Source organism: Xylanivirga thermophila, from assembly GCF_004138105.1.
GTDB classification, from domain to species: domain Bacteria; phylum Bacillota; class Clostridia; order Caldicoprobacterales; family Xylanivirgaceae; genus Xylanivirga; species Xylanivirga thermophila.
In genome coordinates, this window is the sequence record NZ_RXHQ01000015.1 from 20,291 (window position 1) to 44,971 (window position 24,681).

The 24,681-nt window shown below is 30.8% G+C and carries 20 protein-coding genes; 16 read left to right on the forward strand and 4 right to left on the reverse strand.

Annotated elements, in window-relative coordinates:
* Positions 1-238: 238 nt before the first annotated feature.
* The 3 genes from EJN67_RS08280 (at position 239) to EJN67_RS08290 (ending at position 1,939) form a co-directional block, all read left to right on the forward strand.
* Positions 239-1,150: a ParM/StbA family protein gene (locus tag EJN67_RS08280; RefSeq protein ID WP_129723864.1), complete on the forward strand. Its 912-nt coding sequence runs from the start codon at positions 239-241 to the stop codon at positions 1,148-1,150.
* Positions 1,151-1,152: 2 nt separating this feature from the next.
* The gene (locus tag EJN67_RS08285) at positions 1,153-1,440 is read left to right on the forward strand and encodes a hypothetical protein (protein WP_129723865.1); all 288 of its coding nucleotides are present in this window, start codon (positions 1,153-1,155) and stop codon (positions 1,438-1,440) included.
* A gap of 241 nt (positions 1,441-1,681) precedes the next feature.
* On the forward strand, positions 1,682-1,939 hold the full coding sequence (locus EJN67_RS08290) for a hypothetical protein (protein ID WP_129723866.1): 258 nt from the start codon (positions 1,682-1,684) through the stop codon (positions 1,937-1,939).
* A gap of 732 nt (positions 1,940-2,671) precedes the next feature.
* Here the strand turns inward: EJN67_RS08290 and EJN67_RS08300 are convergent.
* Entirely contained in the window at positions 2,672-2,989 is a 318-nt protein-coding gene (locus EJN67_RS08300) for a hypothetical protein (RefSeq protein WP_129723867.1), read from the reverse strand.
* Positions 2,990-3,080: 91 nt separating this feature from the next.
* Positions 3,081-3,905: an RNA polymerase sigma factor gene (locus EJN67_RS08305; protein WP_129723868.1), complete on the reverse strand. Its 825-nt coding sequence runs from the start codon at positions 3,903-3,905 to the stop codon at positions 3,081-3,083.
* Positions 3,906-4,049: 144 nt separating this feature from the next.
* Here EJN67_RS08305 and EJN67_RS08310 point away from each other — a divergent pair, with 144 nt between their 5' ends.
* The 10 genes from EJN67_RS08310 (at position 4,050) to EJN67_RS08350 (ending at position 18,932) form a co-directional block, all read left to right on the forward strand.
* Positions 4,050-5,606, forward strand: coding sequence for a toprim domain-containing protein (locus tag EJN67_RS08310; RefSeq protein ID WP_165000803.1), 1,557 nt, complete (start codon positions 4,050-4,052; stop codon positions 5,604-5,606).
* Between the two features lie 484 nt (positions 5,607-6,090).
* Positions 6,091-6,375, forward strand: coding sequence for a stage V sporulation protein S (locus EJN67_RS08315; RefSeq protein WP_129723870.1), 285 nt, complete (start codon positions 6,091-6,093; stop codon positions 6,373-6,375).
* 172 nt (positions 6,376-6,547) lie between these two features.
* On the forward strand, positions 6,548-7,423 hold the full coding sequence (locus EJN67_RS08320; RefSeq protein WP_129723871.1) for a diguanylate cyclase: 876 nt from the start codon (positions 6,548-6,550) through the stop codon (positions 7,421-7,423).
* 409 nt (positions 7,424-7,832) lie between these two features.
* Positions 7,833-7,985 (forward strand): hypothetical protein, encoded by a 153-nt coding sequence (locus tag EJN67_RS14035; protein ID WP_165000804.1) that lies wholly within the window; start codon positions 7,833-7,835, stop codon positions 7,983-7,985.
* A gap of 116 nt (positions 7,986-8,101) precedes the next feature.
* Positions 8,102-9,742, forward strand: coding sequence for a hypothetical protein (locus EJN67_RS08325; protein WP_129723872.1), 1,641 nt, complete (start codon positions 8,102-8,104; stop codon positions 9,740-9,742).
* 91 nt (positions 9,743-9,833) lie between these two features.
* A complete protein-coding gene (locus EJN67_RS08330) occupies positions 9,834-11,852 on the forward strand; it encodes a type I restriction-modification system subunit M (RefSeq protein WP_129723873.1) in 2,019 nt (672 codons plus the stop codon).
* Positions 11,849-13,204: a restriction endonuclease subunit S gene (locus EJN67_RS08335; RefSeq protein ID WP_129723874.1), complete on the forward strand. Its 1,356-nt coding sequence runs from the start codon at positions 11,849-11,851 to the stop codon at positions 13,202-13,204. The genes EJN67_RS08330 and EJN67_RS08335 overlap by 4 nt, the downstream gene beginning before the upstream one ends.
* Positions 13,205-13,206: 2 nt before the next feature.
* Complete coding sequence (locus EJN67_RS08340) at positions 13,207-15,042, forward strand: DUF262 domain-containing protein (protein ID WP_129723875.1); 1,836 nt, start codon at positions 13,207-13,209, stop codon at positions 15,040-15,042.
* 15 nt (positions 15,043-15,057) lie between these two features.
* On the forward strand, positions 15,058-18,039 hold the full coding sequence (locus EJN67_RS08345; RefSeq protein WP_129723876.1) for a type I restriction endonuclease subunit R: 2,982 nt from the start codon (positions 15,058-15,060) through the stop codon (positions 18,037-18,039).
* Between the two features lie 164 nt (positions 18,040-18,203).
* Positions 18,204-18,932 (forward strand): DUF1444 family protein, encoded by a 729-nt coding sequence (locus EJN67_RS08350; protein ID WP_129723877.1) that lies wholly within the window; start codon positions 18,204-18,206, stop codon positions 18,930-18,932.
* Between the two features lie 84 nt (positions 18,933-19,016).
* On the opposite strand, the gene EJN67_RS08355 is transcribed toward EJN67_RS08350, so the two are convergent.
* Positions 19,017-19,319, reverse strand: coding sequence for a hypothetical protein (locus EJN67_RS08355; protein ID WP_129723878.1), 303 nt, complete (start codon positions 19,317-19,319; stop codon positions 19,017-19,019).
* 150 nt (positions 19,320-19,469) lie between these two features.
* Here EJN67_RS08355 and EJN67_RS08360 point away from each other — a divergent pair, with 150 nt between their 5' ends.
* Together EJN67_RS08360 and EJN67_RS08365 are read left to right on the forward strand one after the other, a co-directional pair.
* Positions 19,470-19,682: a hypothetical protein gene (locus EJN67_RS08360; protein ID WP_129723879.1), complete on the forward strand. Its 213-nt coding sequence runs from the start codon at positions 19,470-19,472 to the stop codon at positions 19,680-19,682.
* 185 nt (positions 19,683-19,867) lie between these two features.
* Positions 19,868-20,074: a hypothetical protein gene (locus tag EJN67_RS08365; RefSeq protein WP_129723880.1), complete on the forward strand. Its 207-nt coding sequence runs from the start codon at positions 19,868-19,870 to the stop codon at positions 20,072-20,074.
* A gap of 249 nt (positions 20,075-20,323) precedes the next feature.
* Here the strand turns inward: EJN67_RS08365 and EJN67_RS08370 are convergent, their stop codons facing one another.
* Entirely contained in the window at positions 20,324-21,220 is an 897-nt protein-coding gene (locus tag EJN67_RS08370; protein ID WP_129723881.1) for a tyrosine-type recombinase/integrase, read from the reverse strand.
* 301 nt (positions 21,221-21,521) lie between these two features.
* Between EJN67_RS08370 and EJN67_RS08375 the strand changes: the two genes are divergently transcribed.
* Entirely contained in the window at positions 21,522-24,593 is a 3,072-nt protein-coding gene (locus EJN67_RS08375) for a TrlF family AAA-like ATPase (RefSeq protein ID WP_129723882.1), read from the forward strand.
* The last annotated feature ends 88 nt before the right edge of the window (positions 24,594-24,681 follow it).

The following is a 24,681-nucleotide window of genomic DNA, read 5'->3' on the forward strand; positions in this document are numbered from 1 at the left end:
AGATGTGAAAAGAAAAAACAGATTAACTTGACACAAGATAATATGATTAAGTATAAAACACATGTACTCGATATATAGGTATTAATCATGATTGAAAGCCTCCTAAAAATAATGAACACAAATATGCTTACCAATTGCGGTAAGCATATTTTGTTTAAAAAGACTTGAAATTATAAAATATGATTGTTTAAAAGAACTATGTAGAACTTAAATTTTGTCAGGGAATGGAGGAATTGCTATGAATAATAGGATTTTAATAGGCTTAGATAATGGCAATAAGTGTACTAAAACAAGTGAAGGGTATATCAGTGAAACTGGCTTCACGAAGTCAAATGATGAACCAATTTCAGCCAGCAATTTGTTAGTATATGAAGGAAGATTTTATAGTGTAGGAAGTAGTAGATTAAATGTTCAAATGGATAAGACGGTAAATCAGGATGCTTTTATTCTATCATTACCTGCTATAGCAAATGCGATTGATAAAGTAGGGGTAGAAGGTAAGGCGGATGTAATTTTAGGAATAGGACTTCCAATCGTCAACTATGGGACGTTAAAGAAAAAATTTCGTGAGTATTTTATAAGGCAAGATGTCAGATTTACCTATAATAAAAAAGATTATCATATTAATATTGTAGATAGTAGAGTATACCCTCAAGGATATGCTTCGTTAATAACAGTGTTCAACAGTTATAAAGGTGTATTGTGCAATGTGATTGATATCGGTGGCTTCACGGTAGATATCTTTAAAGTGGAAAATGGTATCATTAATACAGCATCATGTTTCTCACTGCCTGATGGAATAATAACGCTAATTGCTAAGATACAACAGGAACTTTTAAAATTAAATATAAGACTAACAGAATCTCAAATACAGGATATGGTAATAGGAAGAGAACCAGTTATTTTTGATGCAGATGTTAAGAAGATAATTGAAAATATGACAAAGGAATATGTGGAAAATATATTATCAAAGATTGAAGAGTACGGTTTCGAATTTCGCAATCCTAGCATCTTTACAGGTGGAGGAAGTATGATGCTTCAAAATTATATTCAAAAGGCTAATAAAGTAAAGTACGCAGATTTTCTGGACCAATTTGCAAATGCCAGAGGATATAAAATCTTATTGCAACAGGAACTAAGTAGGTGGTAATTATGGCTACTAAGCGAATAAACCTTTCGTTTTTAATGGATAGAGAAGAAGATATTAAGGTATATAATATACTCTCTGAGCAAAAATACAAGACAGATTATGTTATTCGTGCAGTTTTAAGGTTTCAGGAAAAAGGAGAATCTATAACAAAGGAAGAAATAAAAGAGGCTATAAAGGAAGCATTACTAGAATATGGTGGAATGCCTAAAGTGAATAATGATACTGAGGATTTAGAAAGGTCAGAGAATCAATTACCTGATAGTATATTCGACATGTTTAATAATCTATAGTTGAAAGAGCAGAGAGTTTATTACTCCCTGCTTTTTAAATTATATAGAAGTAGCCTTAACCTTTTTACCTCACCCCTTTGTCCTATTAGAGTTCTATGTGGAACTATATTAAAAATCAAGGTACCAAAAGGAACCTTATCTCTTATTGTTATAAAAATCAAAGTAATGCTTGTGTCCTTTAACATTGGCCCGATATACTATTATGAAAGTATAGGATTTAAATACTGAAGGAGGCATTAAAATGAGTGGAACCGATAATAATAAAGAAATTAAAAAGGGAGTAGAAGCAAAGGTTGGTTCAATATCTTTTCTAGACCTTTTAATGGATAATGAGTTTAATATTAAGGGTAAAGTGATAAGCCAGAAGGAAAAGGAATATATTAATAGAATTGTTGAAGAAATATATAAAATGAACTGGAAACAGGAAGACGCTAGAATTAAAATGATGTTTGATTTATCTTTGCTGATAGATGAAATTAAAAGGATTCAGAGTTTATAATTCCATAGTCACTTTAAACTAACTGTCTGCATTATATTGTAGACAGTTTTCTATATAAAATCGATTTTAGAAATGCTTTCCTTATATAGAAAGATAATAAGAATGAATTATTAGAATCATGTCTTTTTACGCTAGAAGCAAAGCAAATGGGTAGGTTTTATTTGCTTTGGGTAGGAAAAATGGGTTAGAAATGGTTTTGAATAATAGGGATTGAAAAAGTGATTCTAAAATGATAGAACAGGGGATAGGGCTATGGACTTAAGGATTAGGGGGAGATAGGAACCTTGTGGTAAGAAAATAGGAATTATAAAATATAGTATAATGTAAATAATTACTACACCAATTGCTCTTATCCATTATCTTATTATTCATCTATATTAAAAAACCTTTCAGAAATTAACTGAAAGGCTCTTAATACGTTAGTCCATGTTAGTCGCTTAAGTTTTGGTCGAGATATTCTATCATCTCATTTATGTTTGGGTAAGTTTCATTGAATTGTTCTGGCTTCAGTTCTGGAAATTCTTTTGAGAGTTTCAATAGTAATGCCTTTAATTCTTTTAACAAATCCTTATCGCTGTCATAACGAAACTTGTATACGGTAACAAGAATATCAAAATAATAATCGAGATTTTGATATGTTATAGAGTCTTTACCAAAGCATTTTCTATTACATTTAATAAGTGGTTAATTTCCATTTTTAAATGCTTACTCATAATAACACCTCCAATTGCTTCAAATATCAAATTTGTCTGTATAATTGTAGAAATATTTTTTTAGTACAATATAAAGGTAGTCTTCATCAAGTTCATATTTATCTGCATTTTGTATCCATGCAGGATTTGTAGATATGCTTAGTAAACATTTGGTAAGGTAAAAGATAATAATCTCATCTTCAGATAAATCTTGTTTCTCCATCTTTTCATTAAGACATTTTATTGCGTATCTTGTTATTGTAGCAATAGTTTTTTCGAGTTTTTGGGAATACACTGTGTAATTTAAAGTTTCTTCTAAAGAAATTTCATTAAATTTAGGAATATTAATTGTTAACATACAAATCACCTCCATCAATTGATGTGTGCATATTAGTGGAAGAAGATTTTGTAAATCAAGTCAAATTTCAAAAAGAGAATAAAATAATTAGTTAGTATTCATTTTGCTGAAGATAGTCGATAATCTTGTCAGAGGCTCTTTTTTTAATTTGGCGAGAGTTAGCAGAGGTGATTTTTAATATATCAGCAATTTCTGTATGCGAATATCCTTCTGTAAACAGTTTTAATACTTGCTGTTCTTTATCCGTTAATATCAGATTAATAGTAGATAAAACATTATCTAACTTATCATCATCAATAAGAGTAAACATATTATGCTTATATTGAAATTTGTCAAAGTAATTAGTTAAATCATCTGAATTATATCTATGCCTAATCATATCTATACTAAGTATCTGCATTGCTAAATCCCTTCTGACACATTTATATATGTAACTCCAATATTGGTCGCAAAAACGAATAGTTAAATAGTAGGAGTATTGATTATTATATTTCATTACTGATTTTTCGATTTTATCCAAAGACGTTTTGTTTAGCATTTCCCAAAAGGGATAGATAAGGGAATATTCCCTAGGGTGGCTATCATCAGTGTATCCGTATAGTTGAATATAATCATTCAGATATTTCTCAAAAGCAGATGTTACATCTAACACAGAATATTGGTAGCGTCTGACGCTTAAAGATTTTTGAATTTTAACTAATTTGGAGAACTTCTGGTTTCTAATCTTTTTCGAATAGACCTTTGTTATATCGCCTGTTATGCTCCATTTTAGAAGCGGTTCCATTAAATAATATAATTCAATCAAGATTTCGTTTTGCTGTTGTTTATTTAATCGACTTTTGTCTTTTTGTCCTAATTTATACTTGTACAACAAGTCTTTTACTTTTTCATCATTTACAAATGGCTTTCTCATCATAAGCAATCCTCCAGAATTGTTTTTGACATTTTAGCCATAGGAGGAAGAAAATCAAATTATTAGGCAATAATTTTTTAATGGAAAGTTGAAAAGCAATGTTATGGTCAATATAATGCCTTCAAAATTAAGATGGAGGCGATATACATGAAGAAGAGATTATTTTCATTTGGTAAAGTCAAAGGTATGGAGATGCTAGAAGTTATGAATATGGAAATTATCCATGCGAATTATTCAGGATTACAATATCTTTGGGGACAATATAAGAGAAGTACAAACAGTGTAGTAAAAGAAGAAATTAAAGAGTGCTTTAAAGCATATGCAGGCGATTATATTGTTAGATTTGGAAAATATAAAGGTCATACACTTAAATGCATAGATGAGCGAAATAGAAGTTACTTGGAAAATTACCTTACCCATAATGATAACGAAGAAATTAGAATAATTGTAAAGACATACCTTAAATATAATAAAAAAAAGAAAAACAATAAATACAATAATTTTCAACAGCAGACCTATGTGTATTACAATGAGTTAAAACATAAGATAAATACTAGTTCTCAGTTAAATATAGAGTATGTAATTAAAACCATGGGATATACAATAGAAAGAGGAAAATTTGAGCATTGTCCGTGGGGATGTGATAAGCACAGCAGCAAGTATCAACATGCATTTTTGAAAAAGGGTACAGATGGTTCCTATTTTGTAGGTTGCTTTAAATGTGGAGAAAAGAGAAATTTTATCAAGTTTGTATGTGAAAAAAAAGGATATAGATTCACAGAAGCATTAGAATGGATAGCAGAAGTCTTAGGAGTTGCAGTTGTGAATATCCCTAAGAAAGATGTTGTAGAAATAAAAGAAGATTATATAAATCTAGAGGAAGAAATCATAATAGAGAAGCGAAGTCTTCCAGAGATTAGCCTTGAAGGATTTGGCTTTAATAAAGGGGTATATCCACCTGCGTTTTATAAGAGAGGATTTACCGTAAGGGATGCTGAAGAGATGGAAGTGTATTTCGCTGGGAGAGATTGTACCAATGTCTTTAAAGATAGAATATGTTTCTTGGTTAAAGATTTAGATAATAGGCTTGTGGGTGTTATTGGTAGAAGTAAATATAGTGAGAAAGAACACTATAATTATTGGGCTAAAAGATTAAGATTAGATGGTAATATGAGCAGAGAAGAACAAATAGAGGAAATTAAGAATCAAAACTGTAGTTACAAAAAATACTATAATTTTAATGGATTTAAGTCAGGCCATACTTTATATAATGCCAATAGATTATCAGTTGAAAATAAAGATGAAGTTTTTATTGCAGAAGGTCCATTTGATGTAATGAAGATGGTTCTTAAGCATGGTTACAAAAATACGGTTGGGATGCTTGGCCATTCGTTAAGTCGAGGGCAATTGTATCAATTGTATGAATTATACAAGGATAAAACAGATACTATTAAGGTATATCTACTTGTTGACAATGATGAGGTTGGTTTAAAAAACTTTGAGAAAAATGTAAAGAGTCTTCAGGAGTTAGGGTTCAAGAATATATATAAGATGATTATTGAAGGTGTGAAAGATGCAGGGGAAGCCACAAAGGAACAGGTGGATAAGGCATATAAAAGTGCCCAATTGCAGTCGGTTAGGTATGAGAAAAAAAGAATAGTTATTAAGGATTATGATGCAATCCTAAAAAATAATGTGAAATAAATTAAAAAACTATAAAATTTAAAAAAAGTGTCACATTTTCAATTTTGAGGTTAGTATAATATAAATAGAGGGTATTATAAAGAATGTTAAATACCTTATAAACAATTGAACTTTGAATATATTAAAATACGAACCATTCATTTATTGTTAACCCTTACAAACAGTTGAAAATTGAGGTTTGCTATTACCAAGTTCTTGGGGAATAGCACAATTAATAACGTTAACTTAATTGTTAATCCTTTTTAAACAGTGGTCAAAAAATATCAATGTCTTAAAAACAGAAATGTATATATAGATGTAGCCATCTTATTAAACAATGAATCAAAGATAATTATGTTTAGCAACAATTTGTTGCCATTGTTTATAAGCAATAACAAATATAGTTCAACTGTTTGCAAAAGTAATAACACTATATATATCTAAACTTGAAACTATAAAATATCCCTTTCTATAATGCTAAAAATCATATAGGAGGGATTTTATTATGGATATAAAGGTATTTAAAGTTGCAAAGGACAGTAATATTAATGCTGTATCTGTTGCAATGTTAGAGGAAGTAGTAAATAATGGAGCATGTCACGTTGATGCTATGGGTGTAAATGCAAATTACACACTTGTAAAAGCATTGATACTAGTAACAGACACCCTAGCAAATAATGGATATAAATGTAACTTACAACCTTATTATGTAAACGTGACAGTCAGTGGTTGCGACGATGAGCAGCACATCAAGACGGCTATTCGCTGGACCATTATAGTGAAAAAGTAGATGCTTGTTCATTGAATATTATGTAAATATATGATAATCTAGCAAATATAGTTGTAAGGGACACACCTTATTTATACTGCAAAATAGTATAGGGGAGGTGTGTCTTTTTTGTTTGGACAAAGTGGGTAAAAAGTACTTCCAAATATGAAACTAATACATTGGAGGTACTAAATTGGAAAAAGAGAAAAATGACAAAAATATTATAAGAATAATACTAAATATAAACAAAGAGGTATTGTATAGTAATGTGAACATAAATATGGCCAAAAATTATTTAAAAGTTCTTATATCGTCATATGACTCATTTAATGATATGCCTGTACAATCTTGTTTCAAGAAATATCAGGTAGTAATAGATAGATTTATTCTAAACAACCAAACCTTCTTTTTGATTGTTATCGCTAAGATGGCAGATTGTAATAATTGTGTTAAAGCAATCAGGGATGAAGTAACAGGACTATATAATCGGAATTACCTAGAATTTATTAAAAGGGAAGCCTTACCCATTAATATGGATAAATACTTATCTTTGATACTCATAGATGTAGACAATTTGAAAATGTTAAATGATACGTATGGGCATCTTGCAGGAGATAAGGTTATTAGGATAGTGGGACAAGCGATTAAGAAAGGCATAAGGCAAAAGGATTTAGGAATAAGGTTTGGAGGTGATGAATTTATAATCTTACTTCCTACCAAAGATAAAATGGCGACAGAAAAGGTAGTAACTCGAATTAGAGAGACGATTCATGAGATGGCAAAAAAGCACAAGATAGATATTGAGGTAAGTGTAGGAATTGCATCAAGTAATAATACCTTTAGCATAGAGGAGATGATTAGAATGGCAGATATACAGTTATATGAGCAAAAGATAATAAAGAGAGAACAAAAGAAAGAAGATGAAACAAGTGGCTTGGCAAATGAAATTTTGGAAATAAAGGAAGAATTGAATAAGAAGGTTGTCGAAAATGGAAACAACTTAAGTAGTATAGAAATATTAGATTTAAGCCAAAGATTAGATGACTTAATCGTTAAGTATTTGGAATAGCAGGGTAAAAATATCATTTTGTCGCATGAAAATCGGCAGGAATCCTTAATCCATGAGCCTTATACCCAATTAACTATATACATATATTAGGTGTTAAGGGTTAAGGTATAGTAGGTTAATAGGGATAATAGGAGTAAAGGGGTAAGGAATTAAAAGAATAAAGGCTTAAAGGGTAATTAAACTTGATATAGTTATTAAATTATATATAGAATGCTAAAGTCTAATAGTGGTTTCATTATAGGCTTCATCTTCAAGAACTGTCTGCTTTAATATGTAGGCAGTTTTTTAATGTGATGAAATCAATAAATTAATTAGATAATGCAAAGAAATATTGTGAAAGTAGGGTTAAACCTATGGAGAATCAGACCCTATACTTTTTTATGTGTTATTCTCAGAAATATAGGGAGATATGAAGAATAGACTTAGAGTTTATGATGGTGGTATTGATAGTCATATTCCTAGATTAGACAATATGATGTTTGAAACTGAAGACATGGAAGGTCATGAAGAAATAAGTAATAGCCTTACAGAAGAAGATGATATTAAAAAACATATTCAATGAACTAATTGAATTGGTAGAAGTAGTTTGTATGATGTTTAGGTATATAATCAATTGAATCTTATGATATTATGTCATAAAATATAATAAAGAGCGTACTAAAAAGGGTGGTTATATATATGATTGAAGAATCTAAAGATACAAATAAAACATTAAGTACAGAAGAAATAATTAAGGCTCATAAAAGAGCCATTAAGTTAGTATCTGTAAATTGGAAGGGTAATCAATTAGAAATTCCTGTTTTTTATAGTTTTAAAGCAGCAATTACATATGAAAGGGCATATGAGGAAACTAAAGATTATAGAAAGTCATTCTGTATCATGATTCTTAAAATGATTGATAGTAATAAAAGTTTTGTTTACAAGGAAGATGAATTTCCCATTTTGGAATTAAGTGATATAGATAAATTATCGAATGATGATTTAATAAAGATAGGTAATGAGGTTATAAATAGTTCAGAAGATTTAAAGAAAATTAAATCAGAAAAATCAATAAAAGGCGATAATTTCTTTGAAATTTTCTACGCAATACATAAGACAGAAACTGAGCAATATTCTGAACAAATAAAAAAGAGCCTTCAAAAACTTGAATTAGGTTATAAAAAACAGTTTTCAACATTTCTAGAGGCAACTAAAAAGATGACTGGAATTATTGAAACAATAAAACCTGTTAAGGTTAATGCAATAGAAGCCTATCAAAATATTGTAGGAAATTCTGCATTAGTAGAAACGATTGCCATAGCAAGTAATATAGAGAATTCCATCGGTACACATATAAATATAATTAACCCAATTAACGAAAGTGTGAGCAAGTCAATATATCAAATGCAATCATCATTGGCTTCGATTTCTAGTATGGTTAATCCAGCGATTCAAAATATTTATTCTAGTATAGATAGCATAAGTGATATACTATTGCCAATCAATATGGACTATCTGCAAAGGATAATAGAAACACAAGAATCAGTTAAAAGGTCACTAAATATAAACTTTCAAAATAACATAAAGATATTCACGGAAGGAATAAAAGGCATATTAGGGCCTGAACTCGCAGGCTTTAAGATTAATGAATTACAACAAAACTTAATCAACAATATAACTCCATTTATTCTTTCAGCACAAAAAACCCTTATAGCCAGAAAAAACATAAATAATAATCTAACTAATAGAGCCAAGATTATGTTTCGATATGAATGGTGGCTTATAGATTCACTTCCAATAAGCATAATTAATTATATTTATGATAATGGAGATGATTTAACCAAACAAGATGTGGATGACATAATATGTGAATATTATAAAAACAATGAATACAGTGGATTAGAAAGAATACTAAAGTCATGGAATGAATTGCCTTATTATGCTACAAGAAGGAAACAAATAAGAGATGCATTTTATGCCCATAAATTGGGATTATACTCCTTATCGATTCCAGTATTGGGAATGATGTTAGAGGGAGTTATTAGGGATTTTATGAGTGATACTTATAGTTTAACACATTATAAATTTAGTCCTCTATATAATGGTTTTAAGAAAAAAGCGAAAGAGTTAGATGAATTTATACTAAAATATACATTTAACTGTATAGACTTATTTTATATTAGATATAATCCTCAAAATCCAGATGAAGTAGACGACTTTAGCAGGCATAAAATGTTCCATGGACAGGCTATAAATTATGATAGTGAAGTAAATTCATTAAAACTGATATTATATTTAGATGAACTTTTTCAGATAGAGTCCTATTTAAGAACAGCCTAATTATATAATATAGATAAATAAAAGGTTGACTGATATAATTAAGATAAATATTAATTGTAATAGAAAATTTAATATAGAAGGAGAACTAAAATTGAGTAACTTTCAAGAAAAAATAAACTTTATTTGGAGTATAGCAGAACTACTGAGAGGGCCGTATAAAAAGGAACAATACGGAGATATTATCTTGCCGATGTCCGTACTAAGAAGATTTGATTGTGTTCTTACTGAAACTAAGCAGGAGGTTTTAGATAAATATGAGACATTAAAGAAGTCAGGTCTTCAGAATATGGACCCGGTGCTTAATCGAATATCAAAGCAAGAATTTAACAATACCAGTAAATATGATTTTGATAAGTTGCTTGCTGACCCTGATAATATAGCCAACAATTTGAGAAATTATATTAATGGCTTTTCTAAGAATGCTAGAGAAATTATTGAGCATTTTGATTTTGATAAGCAAATAACTAAACTTAATGATAATAATCTTCTATACCTTATTATATCTGAGTTTAACAAAATTGACTTACATCCAGAGGTGGTTAGTAATACACAGATGGGTTACATATTTGAAGAACTTATTAGAAGATTTAATGAACATGCCGAGGCTGGTGACCACTATACACCTCGTGAAGTTATTAGGCTTATGGTAAATATTCTTCTAAGTGAAGATAATGAAGAATTAACAAGGCCAGGTCTTATAACAACTATATATGACTGTTGTGCTGGAACGGGTGGTATGCTTTCAGTAGCAGAACAATATCTAAGAGAATTAAATCCTGGTATACAGGTTGAATTATATGGACAAGAGATAAATCCTCAGTCCTTTAGTATTTGCAAATCCGACATGCTTATAAAAGGACACAAGGCAGATAATATTATTTTAGGAGATAGTTTTACAGAGGATGGACATAAAGGACAAACCTTTCGCTATATGCTTACCAATCCGCCGTTTGGTGTGGAGTGGAAGAAAGCACAAAAGTTCATAAAAGATGAAAATGAAAGTGAAGGATATGACGGTAGATTTGGTGCAGGACTTCCTAGAATATCTGATGGTTCCTTATTATTCTTACAGCATTTAATATCCAAGATGAAGCAAGATGAAACTGGTAGTCGTATAGCAATTATCTTTAATGGTTCGCCACTATTTACTGGGGATGCAGGTTCAGGTGAATCGGAAATAAGGCGCTGGATAATTGAAAATGACATGCTGGAAGGTATTATTGCACTACCTGACCAACTATTTTATAACACAGGTATTTCCACATATATATGGATAGTAACGAATCGTAAAAATGATGACTTAATGAAAGGACCTGTAAGAACAGGAAAAATACAGTTAGTTAATGCAGTAGACTTCTATCAGAAAATGAGAAAGAGCCTTGGAAACAAGAGAAACGAAATTAGTGAAGAACAGATAAAAGAGATTACAAGGATTTATGGTGACTTTAAAGAAAATGAATACTGTAAGATTTTCGATAATGAAGACTTTGGATATCAAAAGATAGTCGTGGAAAGGCCATTAAGACTTAACTTTCAAGTAACGGCAGAAAGAATTAATAATCTATATAATGAAACAGCCTTTAATAATCTTGCAAAATCTAGGAAGAAAGGTGCATCAGGAGCACAAGAAATAGATGAAGGTAAGAAACTTCAGGGACAAATTATAGATGTGTTAAAGACAATGGATGATACTGCTATTTATAAAAATAGAAATACCTTTACTAAGATGCTTAAAAAGGCTTTTAAAGCAGAAGACATCAATCTGAAAAGTCCCTTATTAAAGGCTATATTATCTGCCCTATCTGAAAAAGATGAAACCGCTGATGTCTGTACAGATACTAAAGGTAACCCTGAGCCAGACCCAGACTTGAGGGATACTGAAAACGTACCTCTAAAAGAAGATATACATGAGTACTTTGAACGGGAAGTAAAACCCCACGTGCCTGATGCCTGGATAGACGAAACCAAGACTAAAATCGGATATGAAATACCTTTCACAAGGCATTTTTATAAATATCAGCCCCTAAGACCTTCTGAGGAGATTATGAAAGAAATTATAGAACTGGAAAAGAGTATTTCAGAGAAATTGAAGAAGGTGATGGGTGAATGAGACAGTATAAGAAGTATGAAAGGTATAAGGATACAGGGGTTGAGTGGATAGGTAAAATACCTGAAGAGTGGGATTTATCTAAAATAAAATATATTCCTAAATATGAGTATAAATCGTTTGTTGATGGAGATTGGATAGAAAGTCCATATATAACTGATGAAGGTATAAGATTAATACAGACGGGTAATATTGGGATTGGTAGTTATAAAGAACAAGGATATAGATATATTTCAGAGGACACTTTTAAAGATTTAAATTGTACAGAAGTATATCCAAATGATGTATTAATTTGTAGATTGGCCGGACCTGTTGGTAGAGCATGTTTAGCACCAAGTTTGACAGAAAGAATGATTACATCTGTAGATGTGTGTATATTAAAGCCAAAAGATAATATTGATAGAAGATATTTAGTGTATATTTTGTCTTATGATGGATACTTACAAGAAGCAGATTTTCTTGCTCGAGGAGGCACTCGCCAAAGGATTAGTAGAACACAATTAGGTAATATAAATATTTTACTGCCTCCTACGGACCAGCAGAAATCTATTGCTAATTTTTTAGACCAAAAAACTGCTGAAATAGATGGTTTGATTGCTGATAAGGAAAAATTAATTGAATTATTACAGGAAAAACGGCAAGCAATTATAACCGAGACCGTTACCAAAGGGCTTAATCCGAATGTTAAGATGAAAGATTCAGGAATTGAGTGGATAGGGGAGATTCCAGAGCATTGGAGGCTTTCAAAGATAAAGTATGAATCATTAATTAATAATAAAACATTAAGCGAAAGTACAGATGACGACTATGAAATAGATTATATTGACATAAGTAGCGTAACATCAATAGGTGAAATTGATGGCGTTCAAAGTTTAAATTTTAAAGATGCACCTAGTAGAGCCAGAAGAATTTTATATAAGGGGGATACCATAGTATCCACAGTTCGTACATATTTGAAAGCAATAGCCTTTATTGAAAATGCTCAATCAAACCTAATATGTTCGACAGGATTTGCAGTCTTAACTCCCCTATCAAAGGTTGTTCCGAAATATTTATTTTATTTAATGAGGTCAGAAAAATATGTTAATGAGATTGTTCGTAGGTCAGTAGGAGTTAGTTATCCTGCAGTTAATGCTTCTGACATTGGTGCTTTAGAATGTGCATTACCAGATAGAGATGAGCAAATGTATATTGTAGAATATCTTGATAATTGCACTACGCAGATTAACCAATTGGTAAATGATATACAAGCACAAATCCAAAAACTAAAAGAATACCGCCAATCCCTTATATCAGAAGCAGTAACAGGTAAAATTGATGTGAGGGAATTTGGAAGTATAAGCGAGGTGATATAAGGATGAACAAGATAACTGCCCATGCAGTGAATATCCGTACACTGCTGAATAATAAATACACGGTTCAGTATTATCAGCGGGAATATAACTGGGAAACCAAGCAGATTGAAGAACTTATAGAGGATTTAACCAACGAGTTTAATGAGTTCTATAAGGACGGAGACAGGCAGATTGATGTGAGGAATTATGGAGACTACTTTTTAGGTCCCATTATCCTTACCAATGACAATGCAATTATAGATGGACAACAGAGGTTATCCTCATTAACGCTGCTCCTCATATACCTAAACAATCTTCAAAAACAGCAGACGAGTCTGCCTAAAGTCAATATTGATAACTTGATTTACTCAGAGATGTACGGCCAAAAGACTTTTTGCATAAATGTCACAGAAAGGGAGGTTTGTTTAGCATCTCTATTTGAAACAGGTGATTATGACATTACCAATGAGCAGTCAGAGAGTGTTATTAACCTTTACAATCGATATAAAGATATTGAGCGGATTTTTCCTGACGAATTAAAAGGAAGTCCCCTGCCAGTATTTATTGAATGGTTAATAGACAATGTGAGTCTTGTAGAAATAAGGACTGATTCGGAGCAAGATGCTCATAAAGTTTTTGTAACAATGAACGACAGGGGATTGAGGCTCACGCCAACGGAGATGTTAAAGGGCTACCTTCTTTCCGAAATGGATGATAATACAATCAGAAATAAGGCAAATGATTTATGGAAGAATAAAATTGTACAATTAAAAGAAATTGAAAAGGATGGAGATGCTGACTTTATAAAGAACTGGTTAAGGGCCCAGTATGCAGAAACTATAAGGGAAGGTAAAAAGGATGCAGAGAACAAGGACTTTGATATAATCGGAACAACATTCCATAAATGGGTCCGAGAGAATAAGTCTGTTATGGGCTTAAACAGCAGTGCAGATTTTGAAAAATTTATACTTAAAAACTTTAGGATGTATGCTGATATTTATATTCGCTTAAAGGAATACTCCCGCAAGTTTAATAAGGATTATGAGTATGTATTTTATAATGCTGACAGAGGATTTACGCTGCAGTACCAAATTATATTATCAGCAATAAAAAGTGATGATACCCAGGATGTTGTTAATAAAAAAATCAAAATGGTTTCCTGCTTTATTGACCAATTTATATCCATCAGGATTTTCAATTTTAAGACGGTGGATTATTCCTCTATTAGATATACTGTATTTAATATAACAAAAATGATACGTAATAAGGATATTAAGGAATTGGCTGAGATATTAAAGCGTTATATAAATAATATGGAGTTAACGCTTGAAGGAATTGATGGTTTTTATTTAAATCAGTTTACAAGAAGATATATGCTCCATATTCTCTCAAGAATGACCTACTACGTAGAGGAACAAAGCGGCATCAACAGCAATTTTGCCGACTATGTAAATAGAGAACAAAAAAATCCATATGATATAGAGCATATCTGGGCTGATGATTATACTCAGGGTAATCACCAGTTAGAATTTTCAACAGAAGAAGAATTTAAAGATTTTAGAAATAGGTTTGGAGGTTTGTTAATACTTCCTAAAGATAAAAACAGAAGTTTGCAGGATATGGAATACAGTAAGAAAGTAATCAAGTACGACAGTGAAAACCTGCTGGCTCGGACTTTAAATCAGAATTGTTATAATAATAATCCATTATTTTTATGCTTTATGAATAATACACAGTTACCCTTTAAACCATATGCACAATTTAATAAGGCAGAACTAATTGAAAGGCAATCTCTTTATAAAGAGATATGTAAAAAGATTTGGGATGTAAATAAAATTGATTTATTAGCAAATAGTTAGTAAGGAAGTGAGAAAATGGCTAAAACACCAGTAGAACTTAGCGAAAAGGGTTTTGAGGAATATGTTGAAGAACATTTATTAAAATCAGGATATATTAAGGGTAATCCTGATGACTATAACAAAGAATTTGCCATTGATACTAAACTTCTTTTTGGTTTTTTAGAAGATACACAACCAAAGAAGATGGAGAGATTAAGAGAGATATATAAGGAACAGTATCAGTTTAAAGTATTAAGCCGGTTAAATAGAGAATTAAATAACCGTGGTATGATTGATGTATTAAGGCATGGAATTAAAGACTATGGCGTGTATTTAGACCTTGCCTATTTCCAGCCTGCCAGCAAATTAAATGATGAAATGATAAAACTTTATGAAAAGAATCGGATATCCGTCACAAGGCAGGTACACTACAGTATCAAAAATGAAAACAGTATAGATATGCTTATCTGTGTGAACGGACTTCCTGTTGTTGTTTTAGAACTTAAAAATCCTTTCACTGGTCAAACATATCAAGATGCAATCATGCAGTACAAGAAAGACAGAAGCCCTAATGAACTGTTGTTTCAGTTTAAGAAAAGAGCCATTGTTTTCTTTGCAGTAGATACTTCCGAGGTTTATATGACTACAAGACTTTCTAGAAATAAGACCTTATTTCTTCCTTTTAACAAGGGCTGTGATGGTGGAAAAGGAAATCCAGAGAATCCCAATGGGTTTAAAACGGCATATCTTTGGGAAGAGATTCTTCAAAAAGATAGTCTAATGGATTTACTACATAGATTTGTATACATTCAAACAAAAGAAAAAGAAGACATAGACGGGAACAAATATACTACAGAGACTGTTATTTTCCCAAGATATCATCAATTAGATTCAGTTAGGAAATTAGAAGCCGATGCCAAGGAAAAAGGCGTAGGTACAAATTATCTTATTCAGCATAGTGCAGGTTCAGGTAAAACAAATTCCATATCATGGCTTGCTCATAGACTATCTAATTTACATGATGATAAGGATAATCCTGTCTTTGATTCTGTTATAGTCATTACAGACAGAAGAGTTTTAGATAAACAACTACAAGATAGTATTTATCAGTTAGAGCATAAACATGGAGTCGTTCAAAAAATTGATAAAGACTCCACTCAATTGGCTAATGCAGTTAAAGATGGAACAAGAATTATAATATCTACATTACAAAAGTTCCCCTTTATTATTGAAAAGGTAGGAGAATTAGAAAATCAAAAATACGCAGTCATTATAGATGAAGCCCATTCCAGTAGTGCAGGAGAGAATATGGCTTCTTTAAGAGAAGTGCTATCAGCAAACACTTTAGAAGAAGCAGCAAAACTAGATGAAGAGGGGGAAGTATATGACCCTGATGAAGAAATTTTAAAAGTAATAAAGAAAAGAGGGAAACAGGCTAATATTAGTTTCTTTGCTTTTACAGCAACACCAAAAGCCAAAACACTAGAAATGTTTGGAACAATTGGTGATGATGGTCTGCCGCATCCATTTCACCTATACTCTATGCGTCAGGCTATAGAAGAAAATTTTATTTTAGATGTTCTTCAAAATTATACAACTTACGAGACCTATTTTAAACTGGCTAAGAAAGTAGAAGATGACCCTGCTTTTGATAAGGCTAAAGCCACAAAGGCCTTAACACGCTATGTAAGTATCCATCCTCACAACATTGCCCAGAAAACTGAAATTATAGTAGAGCATTTTAGAAATGTAGCAAGTAAGAAGATAGGTGGAAGAGCAAAAGCAATGGTTGTTACTAGTTCTAGACTACATGCAGTTCGATATAAACATGCATTTGATGAATACATAAAAAAGAAAGGCTATAAAAACATGAAAACCTTAGTAGCCTTTTCAGGAACAGTAAAAGATAATGGGGAAGATTATACTGAAAGTGAAATGAATAAGTTTAAGGAATCAGAACTTCCAAAAAGATTTGCTACGGATGATTATAGAGTACTATTAGTTGCAGAAAAATATCAGACAGGCTTTGACCAGCCCCTATTACATACTATGTACGTAGATAAGAAACTATCAGGAGTAAAAGCGGTTCAAACTTTATCAAGATTAAATAGAACTTGTCCAGGGAAATCAGATACATTTGTTCTTGATTTTGTTAATAGTGCTGAAGATATTCAAGAATCTTTTAAACCATATTATCAAGCGACAATTGTAGAGGAAGTAACTGAGCCAAACTTACTATATGATATTCAAAACGAATTGAATGCCTATGGCATCTACATACAAGAAGAGTTAGAGAAATTTATTCAGATATATTATAAGCCAAAGGCTAAAAAGAATTCAAAAGATAGAGCAATGCTAAATCATTATGTAGATGTAGCGGTAGAAAGATTTAAAAAACAAGGTGAAGAGATACAACAGGAATTTAAAAGTCAGTCAGTTAAATATGTTAGACTTTACTCCTTCATTCTCCAAATAACACCATTTGAAGATGTAGAACTTCATAAACTATTTGTATATCTTACTTACCTTTTAAAGAAGTTGCCTAAAGGGAAAGGTTCAACTGTTCATTTGTCCGATGAGATTGCCTTGGAGTATTATGTTAATAAGAAGACTTTTGAAGGAAGTGCTTCTTTAAGTTCTGATGATGAAAATGTTCCTGTTACACCTGTAAGATTTGCAGGTGCTATGGTTAATGAAGGTGAATCAGAATATTTATCTAGTATCATTGATAGGTTAAATAAAAGGTTTGGGACAGAATTTACCAAGTCAGACCAGTTATCTGTTGAGCAAATCAAGGAAGACTTTGCAACAGATGAGGATTTGGTACTAAAGGCAAAAACCAATTCAATTGATGATTTTAGTCTGGCATTTGAAAAGGTATTCTTAAACAAGGTAATTGATAGAATGGACCAGAATCAATCTTTCTTTACTCGTATCTTGGATGATGAACAATTTAAAACAGCACTTATGAATATGATGCTGGTAGAGACTTATGAAAAGTTAAGTAATAGTAATTAATAATATTAAAGATAGCATTGCAAATAGTAATAAATTGCGCTACTATTTCTAATAAGATATAGAAAGCAAACACAGATGAGAGTATATTCTCTTTTACTGCCAGGCATTGTACTGGATTAGGTAGAAGGGAATGTGCTTTTTTTTAATTTAGAGGAGGTAGCAAAGTGCTTACAACTAAAGAGTTTATAGAAAAATTAATTAATGATTTAAACCATGAATTTACAAAGGCATTCAAGTACGGCGATGATATTGTAATTGAATGGGATGCAGCAAAGATGAATATTCCAATTGAAACTATTTTTAATGAATATCAATTGGATGAGGATTATGAAGAAACTTTACACACTTACAAAGGAATTATTAGAAAAATTCTTGGACAGCATAAATTTAAGATAGATTTTGATAATATATTTCCTTTATTAAAGAAAAGTGATTTTGCTAAAGATAGCGAGTTATCCTTTTATAATGAGGAAGCATTTGAAGATATCAATACATTTTTTGTTTCTGATATGGGAGAAGTTTTTCGCTTTATACTTACTAGTGATGAAGTTAATTTAGAAAAGGTAAAGGAAAAAGCCTGGGATAATCTTAATACAATAACAAATCCACTCATAAAATTGAGTGAATTTAGAGATATCTACACATTTAAATATGCGACAGATTATAATGCAAGTTTAGTGCTTAGTAGTGAGTTTCAGAAACAAATAATAAGAAGGGTAGGAAGTGACTACATCTTTATGATTTCTTCGTCGACTACATTAGTGATTGCAAGTTATCAGCCTGAACATATAGAAATTCTTGAGTCGCTTGTTGAAATAGATAGGGACCCTAATAAAGTAAGTAATAAGGTTTATAGGTGTACGAATGGGATTTACCAGATAGTGTCGGAGTGAGATTTGGTATAAGGTTTAAGGGTGTAAGGGATTATGATAAAGCAGTAATGCATGATATATGTATAACTTTTACGTCTTACTATTTTATGAAAGAATGCTGGATTCAAATTTTAACCTTTTTAATAGTGAACCAATAGTAATAAGGTTGCTTTTAAAAATTTCGTATTCATTAGGCCCCATTACTTCCTGTATTACCCCAAGATGCTCTTTGATTAATTGTATTGCTTTAGAAATATCAGGGGATGTATAGTTGGTAGGATTGAGGAAACAAAAAACTAAAAGGTTGATTGCTTCACCTATTTCCTCTGCAGCACTTTTCCCTATCACTTCCTTTACTCCTGCTTTTAAGTAATTCAATTCTAAACGTAAAATTTCTAAATCTATCATATAACCGTCTCCTTTTATTTTTGCGTATTATACGGATAGATATGATTGAAAGCAAATTTTTAGACTATATATTTTTTAGAAGTTTGGACCTGACAAATTTAACCATGCGCGCTATGCTAATAATATCAATAAGAAAAGGAGATGTTTAATTTGAATAAGAAAATGAAGATAGAAGTTATACTTGGTATTATCCTACCGACCATAGTTGCATATACTACATTTTTTATACTATATAATACTTTTAAGGTAGACCTGGAGGCTTATAGATGGTTTGTGTTAATACCTTTTAGTCTAGTAACAATTTATGTAATAAAGGAAAACAAAAAGGAATGGAGTGAAATAAAAGGGCAGGGTAATGAGTAAGGGTCAAGGTGAGATGGGCTATAGAATTTAAGAATTCGGAATAGATAACAAGTACTAGGGATAAGGGTCAAGCCTTTATCCTTTTTTGTTGTCCAAATATATTAAAAATAAATCATGTCAAAAGTTGAAACTGCTAGTACAATCTATATGATGCTCCTAAATATAAAACGAATGGAGTGAAAGATATGAAAGGCACAATGATTTTTGGAAAGTTGATAGTATTAGAGACATTCAAACTGAAGAACATGGTGATAGACAAGGGGTACGATGAAAACTTGGAAATACTTTATCAAGTCCGATTTTGTACTGAAAATGATAGGGACGATGTTGATTATGGTTTATTAGACAGATGTTATAGAAGTCTAGATGAATTAATGGAGGATTTGAGTTAGGTTTTATAGGAACTAAGGTAAGAACAGGGGATAAGGTTTATGGATATTTGGTTGTGTTTCCTATTCTAGGACCCTTTTAATAAAGGTGATGAGGCTCAACAAAAGTTAGATTACATATTCATCACTAAAACTATAATTTTTGCCTATAACCAATGTTATTAAGTGAGTAATTTCACCTGAATTAAAGTATCTGTGAATAAATATTAAAGCAGTACACTCATAATTAATTGCTGAGTGCACTGCTTATTTTTAGTAATCATCAATAGCATCAATGCTTTTAATTAAGTCTTCTTCCCGTGCACGTAGATAGACAGCACTGCTTTCTATTGATTCATGTCCCATTAAATACTGAATCGTATTGATATCAGCATTTGCATCTGGATTATTAAGAAGGCTAGTAGCAAAGTAATGCCTAAATTTGTGTGGGTGTATTTTAATATTTGTATTATTTCCCCATTGCTTAAGCATTTTGTAGATGCCAGACCGAGTAAAAGGCGCCTTACGCTCGCTTAGTAATAGGAAATCAGAATCGGTTAACAATTTATCTCGTATTTCCATATATGAGATAATAGCCTTTCTCACATCAATTTGTAGTGGAATATTACGTTCTTTATTATTTTTACCTATTACCCTAAGGTTTCCAGACCTCTCACCTATTGTTATATCTACAAGTTGGATTTTAATTAATTCAGAAACCCTTATACCTGTTTTACTTAACATTTCAAATACTAGAATCCATAGTTCTTTTTGACTTTTGTATACATGTCTCTTTATTTTTCTAAATTCCTTTTTGGAAAAACTCTTTGGAGCAGTAGACTTGTTGGTTCGCACTTTTTTCATATTCTCAGATGGGTCATTTGTAATTATATGGCTAGTTTGTAAAAATGAAAAATATTGTTTTAGCGTTGCTATTTTATTATTTATTGTCGATGCCTTTTGACGCTTGACATTAAGTAGGTAATTCCTATAATCTTTCAAATCCATCATAATCACATTATCTGGGATAAAATCCTCACCATATGTCTCAATGTAGTATTTAATAAAGTCCTTAATATTTTTTTTATAGGTTTTAACAGTACCAGATGTTTTATCGTTTGCTTCTAGATATTCAACAAAAGCATCTATATAATATTCCTTTGTATTCATGACTAAACTTCCTTTCCTTTATTTTATAACACTTTAGAAAAGAATGTAGGTTAGTTTCAAGTCTATATATCAGTATGAATTCAATGACAAATAGGGCTTAAAAAGTTTTGTGGCCAGTTTTTATGGTCTTATTGTGTGAAAACTTCATGAAAATGGGATGAATTTTGACTACATTATCCACAAAATACCTATTTTGTTGACAGATTTTGTGGATAGTTGGATAATTATGATATATAATAAAGTTAATTTCAAAAACAAGAATACAACATTGAACTAATAATTTTTAATGGAGGGAGTAGTTATGGGGTGCAATTTTAATAAGGGGTCGCAGTGGAGGAAATGGGATTTACATGTTCATACACCAGCATCTGAATTAAACAACCAGTTTGGAAGCAATTGGGACGAATATGTTAAATTATTATTTAATACTGCAATTCAAAAGGAAATAAAGGCAATTGGAATTACAGATTACTTTAGTATAGAAGGGTATAAGAAAATTAAAACAGAATATATTAATGATAACACAAAATTAGCAACATTATTTGCAGATGAGTTGTCACAGGACAAAGACTATATTTCTAAAATAAAGCAAATACTTCTACTACCCAATATCGAATTTAGGCTTGACAAACTTATTTCTAGTAAGAAAGATGGTAAACAAAAAAGAAGACTTAATTACCATGTTATTTTTTCAGATAATATAAATATTACAGACATAGAAGAAAATTTTTTGGAAGATTTAAAGTTTACATATGAAGGAAACCCACATTCTGGTATTGAAAGAAGTAAACTAAAAAGGTGTAACCTAGAGGCATTTGGAAGAAAATTACGTTCCGAACATAAAAAATTTATGGCTTACACAGATTATTATACTGGATGTATGAATGCCACGGTTAGTGAAGTGGATATATGTAAAATTCTTAAAAATGATAGACCACAACTTTTCCAAAACCAATATGTTTTAGTTTTAGCCGAAGAGTATTGGGATTTAATGGATTGGGATGGTCAAGACCATGGTGTAAAAAAGCATTTATTATCAGTATCCGATATGATTTTCAGTTCTAATAAAAGTACGAGACAGTGGGCATTAACAGACGATTTTAAGAATGAATTTGGTGGTAATAAACCATGTATTTGGGGCTCAGATGCCCATTCACCAAAAGAGTTATTCAATCCAGACCTTGATAGATATTGCTGGATAAAGGCAGATACTACGTTTGTTGGGCTTTTGCAAGTTATAAATGAGCCTGAAGATAGAGTGTTTATAGGGAAAAAACCCGAAATGTTAAAGGCGTGTGAGTCAAATAAGTCTCGCTATATTCATAAATTAGATATAGATAGAATAAGTAATAGTTCATTAGAGGATGAATGGTTTAACAATAATTCAATTAATTTTAATCCTGGACTTGTTGCCATAATTGGTAGTAAAGGAAGTGGTAAGAGTGCCTTGTCAGACATTTTAGGCTTACTAGGTAATAGCAAGAATGAAGAATATTTTTCATTTTTAAATACAGAACGATTTAGAAAGAAGCCTGAAAATTTGTCGCAACATTTTAAGGCTGAACTCACATGGTTAGATGGAAGAGTTGATGAAAGATGTCTGTCAGAGAAGACAGTATTAACTGAGATTGAGAAAGTAAAATACTTACCCCAAAAATACATTGAGATTGTATGTAATGATTTAGGTAGTGGATTTGAGCAAGAAATAAATAATATGGTATTCTCATACTTGCCCGAGAATGAAAAATTAAAAAAGAGTTCGTTTGAAGATTTAATAAATTATTTGTGTCAAGGTATCGAGGATGAAACTCAATCATATAAGAACCACTTAGAAAAATTGAATAAAAAGATAATTGAACTGGAAGAGAAACAAAACCCTGATTATGCCAAACAATTATGTAACCAGTTATTACAAAAGCGTATTGAAATAAACAATCATAGGAAAGAAAAACCTAAAGAGATAGAAAAGCCTAAAGGAGAAGAAGAGTCTGCTGAAGCATTAAAGTTAAAAGAATTAGATGAAAAAATTACAAATGTGAGTAATCAAATTGAAGATACGCAAGAGTCATTGAATGATATCAGTGTCAAATTAACAGAGTTAAATCTTATAACAGAGAAAATTAATGTATTATACAATACATTCGTTAAAGCAAAAGATGAAATAGGTAAAATTATAGAAAAAAATAATTTTGATATTAACCTCAAATTAGAACTCAGTTGCAATACTATCGACATAAATACTTTGAAGGAAAATATAGAGGAAGAAAAAAATAATATCATAATACTTCTTGAAACTGATAAAGAGAAGCAGACAGAAAGGTCTTTATATAAAGTTAGAGAAGATTTAATTAGTGAAAAAGAAAAAGTTCTTGAAGATAAGGCTTCGGTAATAAAAGAGTATCAGGAGTATAGAGAAGAATTAAATACATGGAAAAACAAGAAAAATGAATTAGTTGGAAACGAAAAAAGTGAAGGTTCATTAAGGTACTATATAGAGGAATATAGATATGTTAAACGTGATTTGAGACAAGAAATAAGTGAAGAAATTAAAAAGAGGGAAGAAATATGTAGAAGATTACATAAACTAAAACTAGAAAAAGCAAATATTTACAAACAAGCATATAAACCAGTAATGGACCGTATTAATGTAATGGATAATATTCAGAATGAAGAATTAAATGTTTCTGTTGAGATTCTACCTAATGACAATTTTAATGACAAATTCCTAGGTATGATTAATCAATCTGTAAGTAGTGATTTTAAAGGAAAAAGTGAAGGATATGCAAAATTAAAAGAAATAACTAGTAAATACAATTTCAACCAAGAAGATGATGTTAATAATTTTGTTAAAGATATTTATAATAGGCTTACTACTGATAAAGATAAAGTCAATAAATTATTAAAAGACAGAGAAGAATTATATAATTATCTTTTTTCATTAGAATATTTAAAGGTTGAATATAAATTAAAATTAGGAAGCAAAAATATGAATCAACTATCTCCTGGAGAAAAGGGGACCATACTATTAATATTCTATTTAGTATTGGATAAGCATAATATTCCTCTAATTATTGACCAACCTGAAGATAATTTAGATAATCAATTTGTCTATGAAAAGTTAGTTCCATTTATAAGAGAGGCAAAAAAGAGAAGACAAGTAATAATTGTTACTCATAATCCTAATATAGCAGTTGCTTGTGATTCTGAGCAAGTTATTTACTGTTCTATGGATAAAAATAATAAAATTGAATACGAAACTGGTAGCATTGAGAATCCAAAGATTAATAGACATATAGTAAATATTTTGGAGGGAACGATGCCAGCATTTACGTTAAGGGAAATAAAATATATGTATAGTGAAAAGAGTGAATAATTTAATACATTAAAACTTGAAAAGTAAATACAGTCCTCCTTATATTATTAAAAATTCAAATAGGATTTTCATAATAATAAGGAGGACT

What these genes read in the sequence shown, in the direction of transcription:
- EJN67_RS08300 (WP_129723867.1), bottom strand. Translation starts at nt 2,989, where the DNA reads ATGTTAACAATTAATATTCCTAAATTTAATGAAATTTCTTTAGAAGAA.
- EJN67_RS08280 (WP_129723864.1), top strand. Translation starts at nt 239, where the DNA reads ATGAATAATAGGATTTTAATAGGCTTAGATAATGGCAATAAGTGTACT.
- EJN67_RS08325 (WP_129723872.1), top strand. Translation starts at nt 8,102, where the DNA reads ATGATTGAAGAATCTAAAGATACAAATAAAACATTAAGTACAGAAGAA.
- EJN67_RS14035 (WP_165000804.1), top strand. Translation starts at nt 7,833, where the DNA reads ATGAAGAATAGACTTAGAGTTTATGATGGTGGTATTGATAGTCATATT.
- EJN67_RS08340 (WP_129723875.1), top strand. Translation starts at nt 13,207, where the DNA reads ATGAACAAGATAACTGCCCATGCAGTGAATATCCGTACACTGCTGAAT.
- EJN67_RS08285 (WP_129723865.1), top strand. Translation starts at nt 1,153, where the DNA reads ATGGCTACTAAGCGAATAAACCTTTCGTTTTTAATGGATAGAGAAGAA.
- EJN67_RS08305 (WP_129723868.1), bottom strand. Translation starts at nt 3,905, where the DNA reads ATGATGAGAAAGCCATTTGTAAATGATGAAAAAGTAAAAGACTTGTTG.
- EJN67_RS08355 (WP_129723878.1), bottom strand. Translation starts at nt 19,319, where the DNA reads ATGATAGATTTAGAAATTTTACGTTTAGAATTGAATTACTTAAAAGCA.
- EJN67_RS08375 (WP_129723882.1), top strand. Translation starts at nt 21,522, where the DNA reads ATGGGGTGCAATTTTAATAAGGGGTCGCAGTGGAGGAAATGGGATTTA.
- EJN67_RS08335 (WP_129723874.1), top strand. Translation starts at nt 11,849, where the DNA reads ATGAGACAGTATAAGAAGTATGAAAGGTATAAGGATACAGGGGTTGAG.
- EJN67_RS08365 (WP_129723880.1), top strand. Translation starts at nt 19,868, where the DNA reads ATGAAAGGCACAATGATTTTTGGAAAGTTGATAGTATTAGAGACATTC.
- EJN67_RS08345 (WP_129723876.1), top strand. Translation starts at nt 15,058, where the DNA reads ATGGCTAAAACACCAGTAGAACTTAGCGAAAAGGGTTTTGAGGAATAT.
- EJN67_RS08370 (WP_129723881.1), bottom strand. Translation starts at nt 21,220, where the DNA reads ATGAATACAAAGGAATATTATATAGATGCTTTTGTTGAATATCTAGAA.
- EJN67_RS08290 (WP_129723866.1), top strand. Translation starts at nt 1,682, where the DNA reads ATGAGTGGAACCGATAATAATAAAGAAATTAAAAAGGGAGTAGAAGCA.
- EJN67_RS08315 (WP_129723870.1), top strand. Translation starts at nt 6,091, where the DNA reads ATGGATATAAAGGTATTTAAAGTTGCAAAGGACAGTAATATTAATGCT.
- EJN67_RS08310 (WP_165000803.1), top strand. Translation starts at nt 4,050, where the DNA reads ATGAAGAAGAGATTATTTTCATTTGGTAAAGTCAAAGGTATGGAGATG.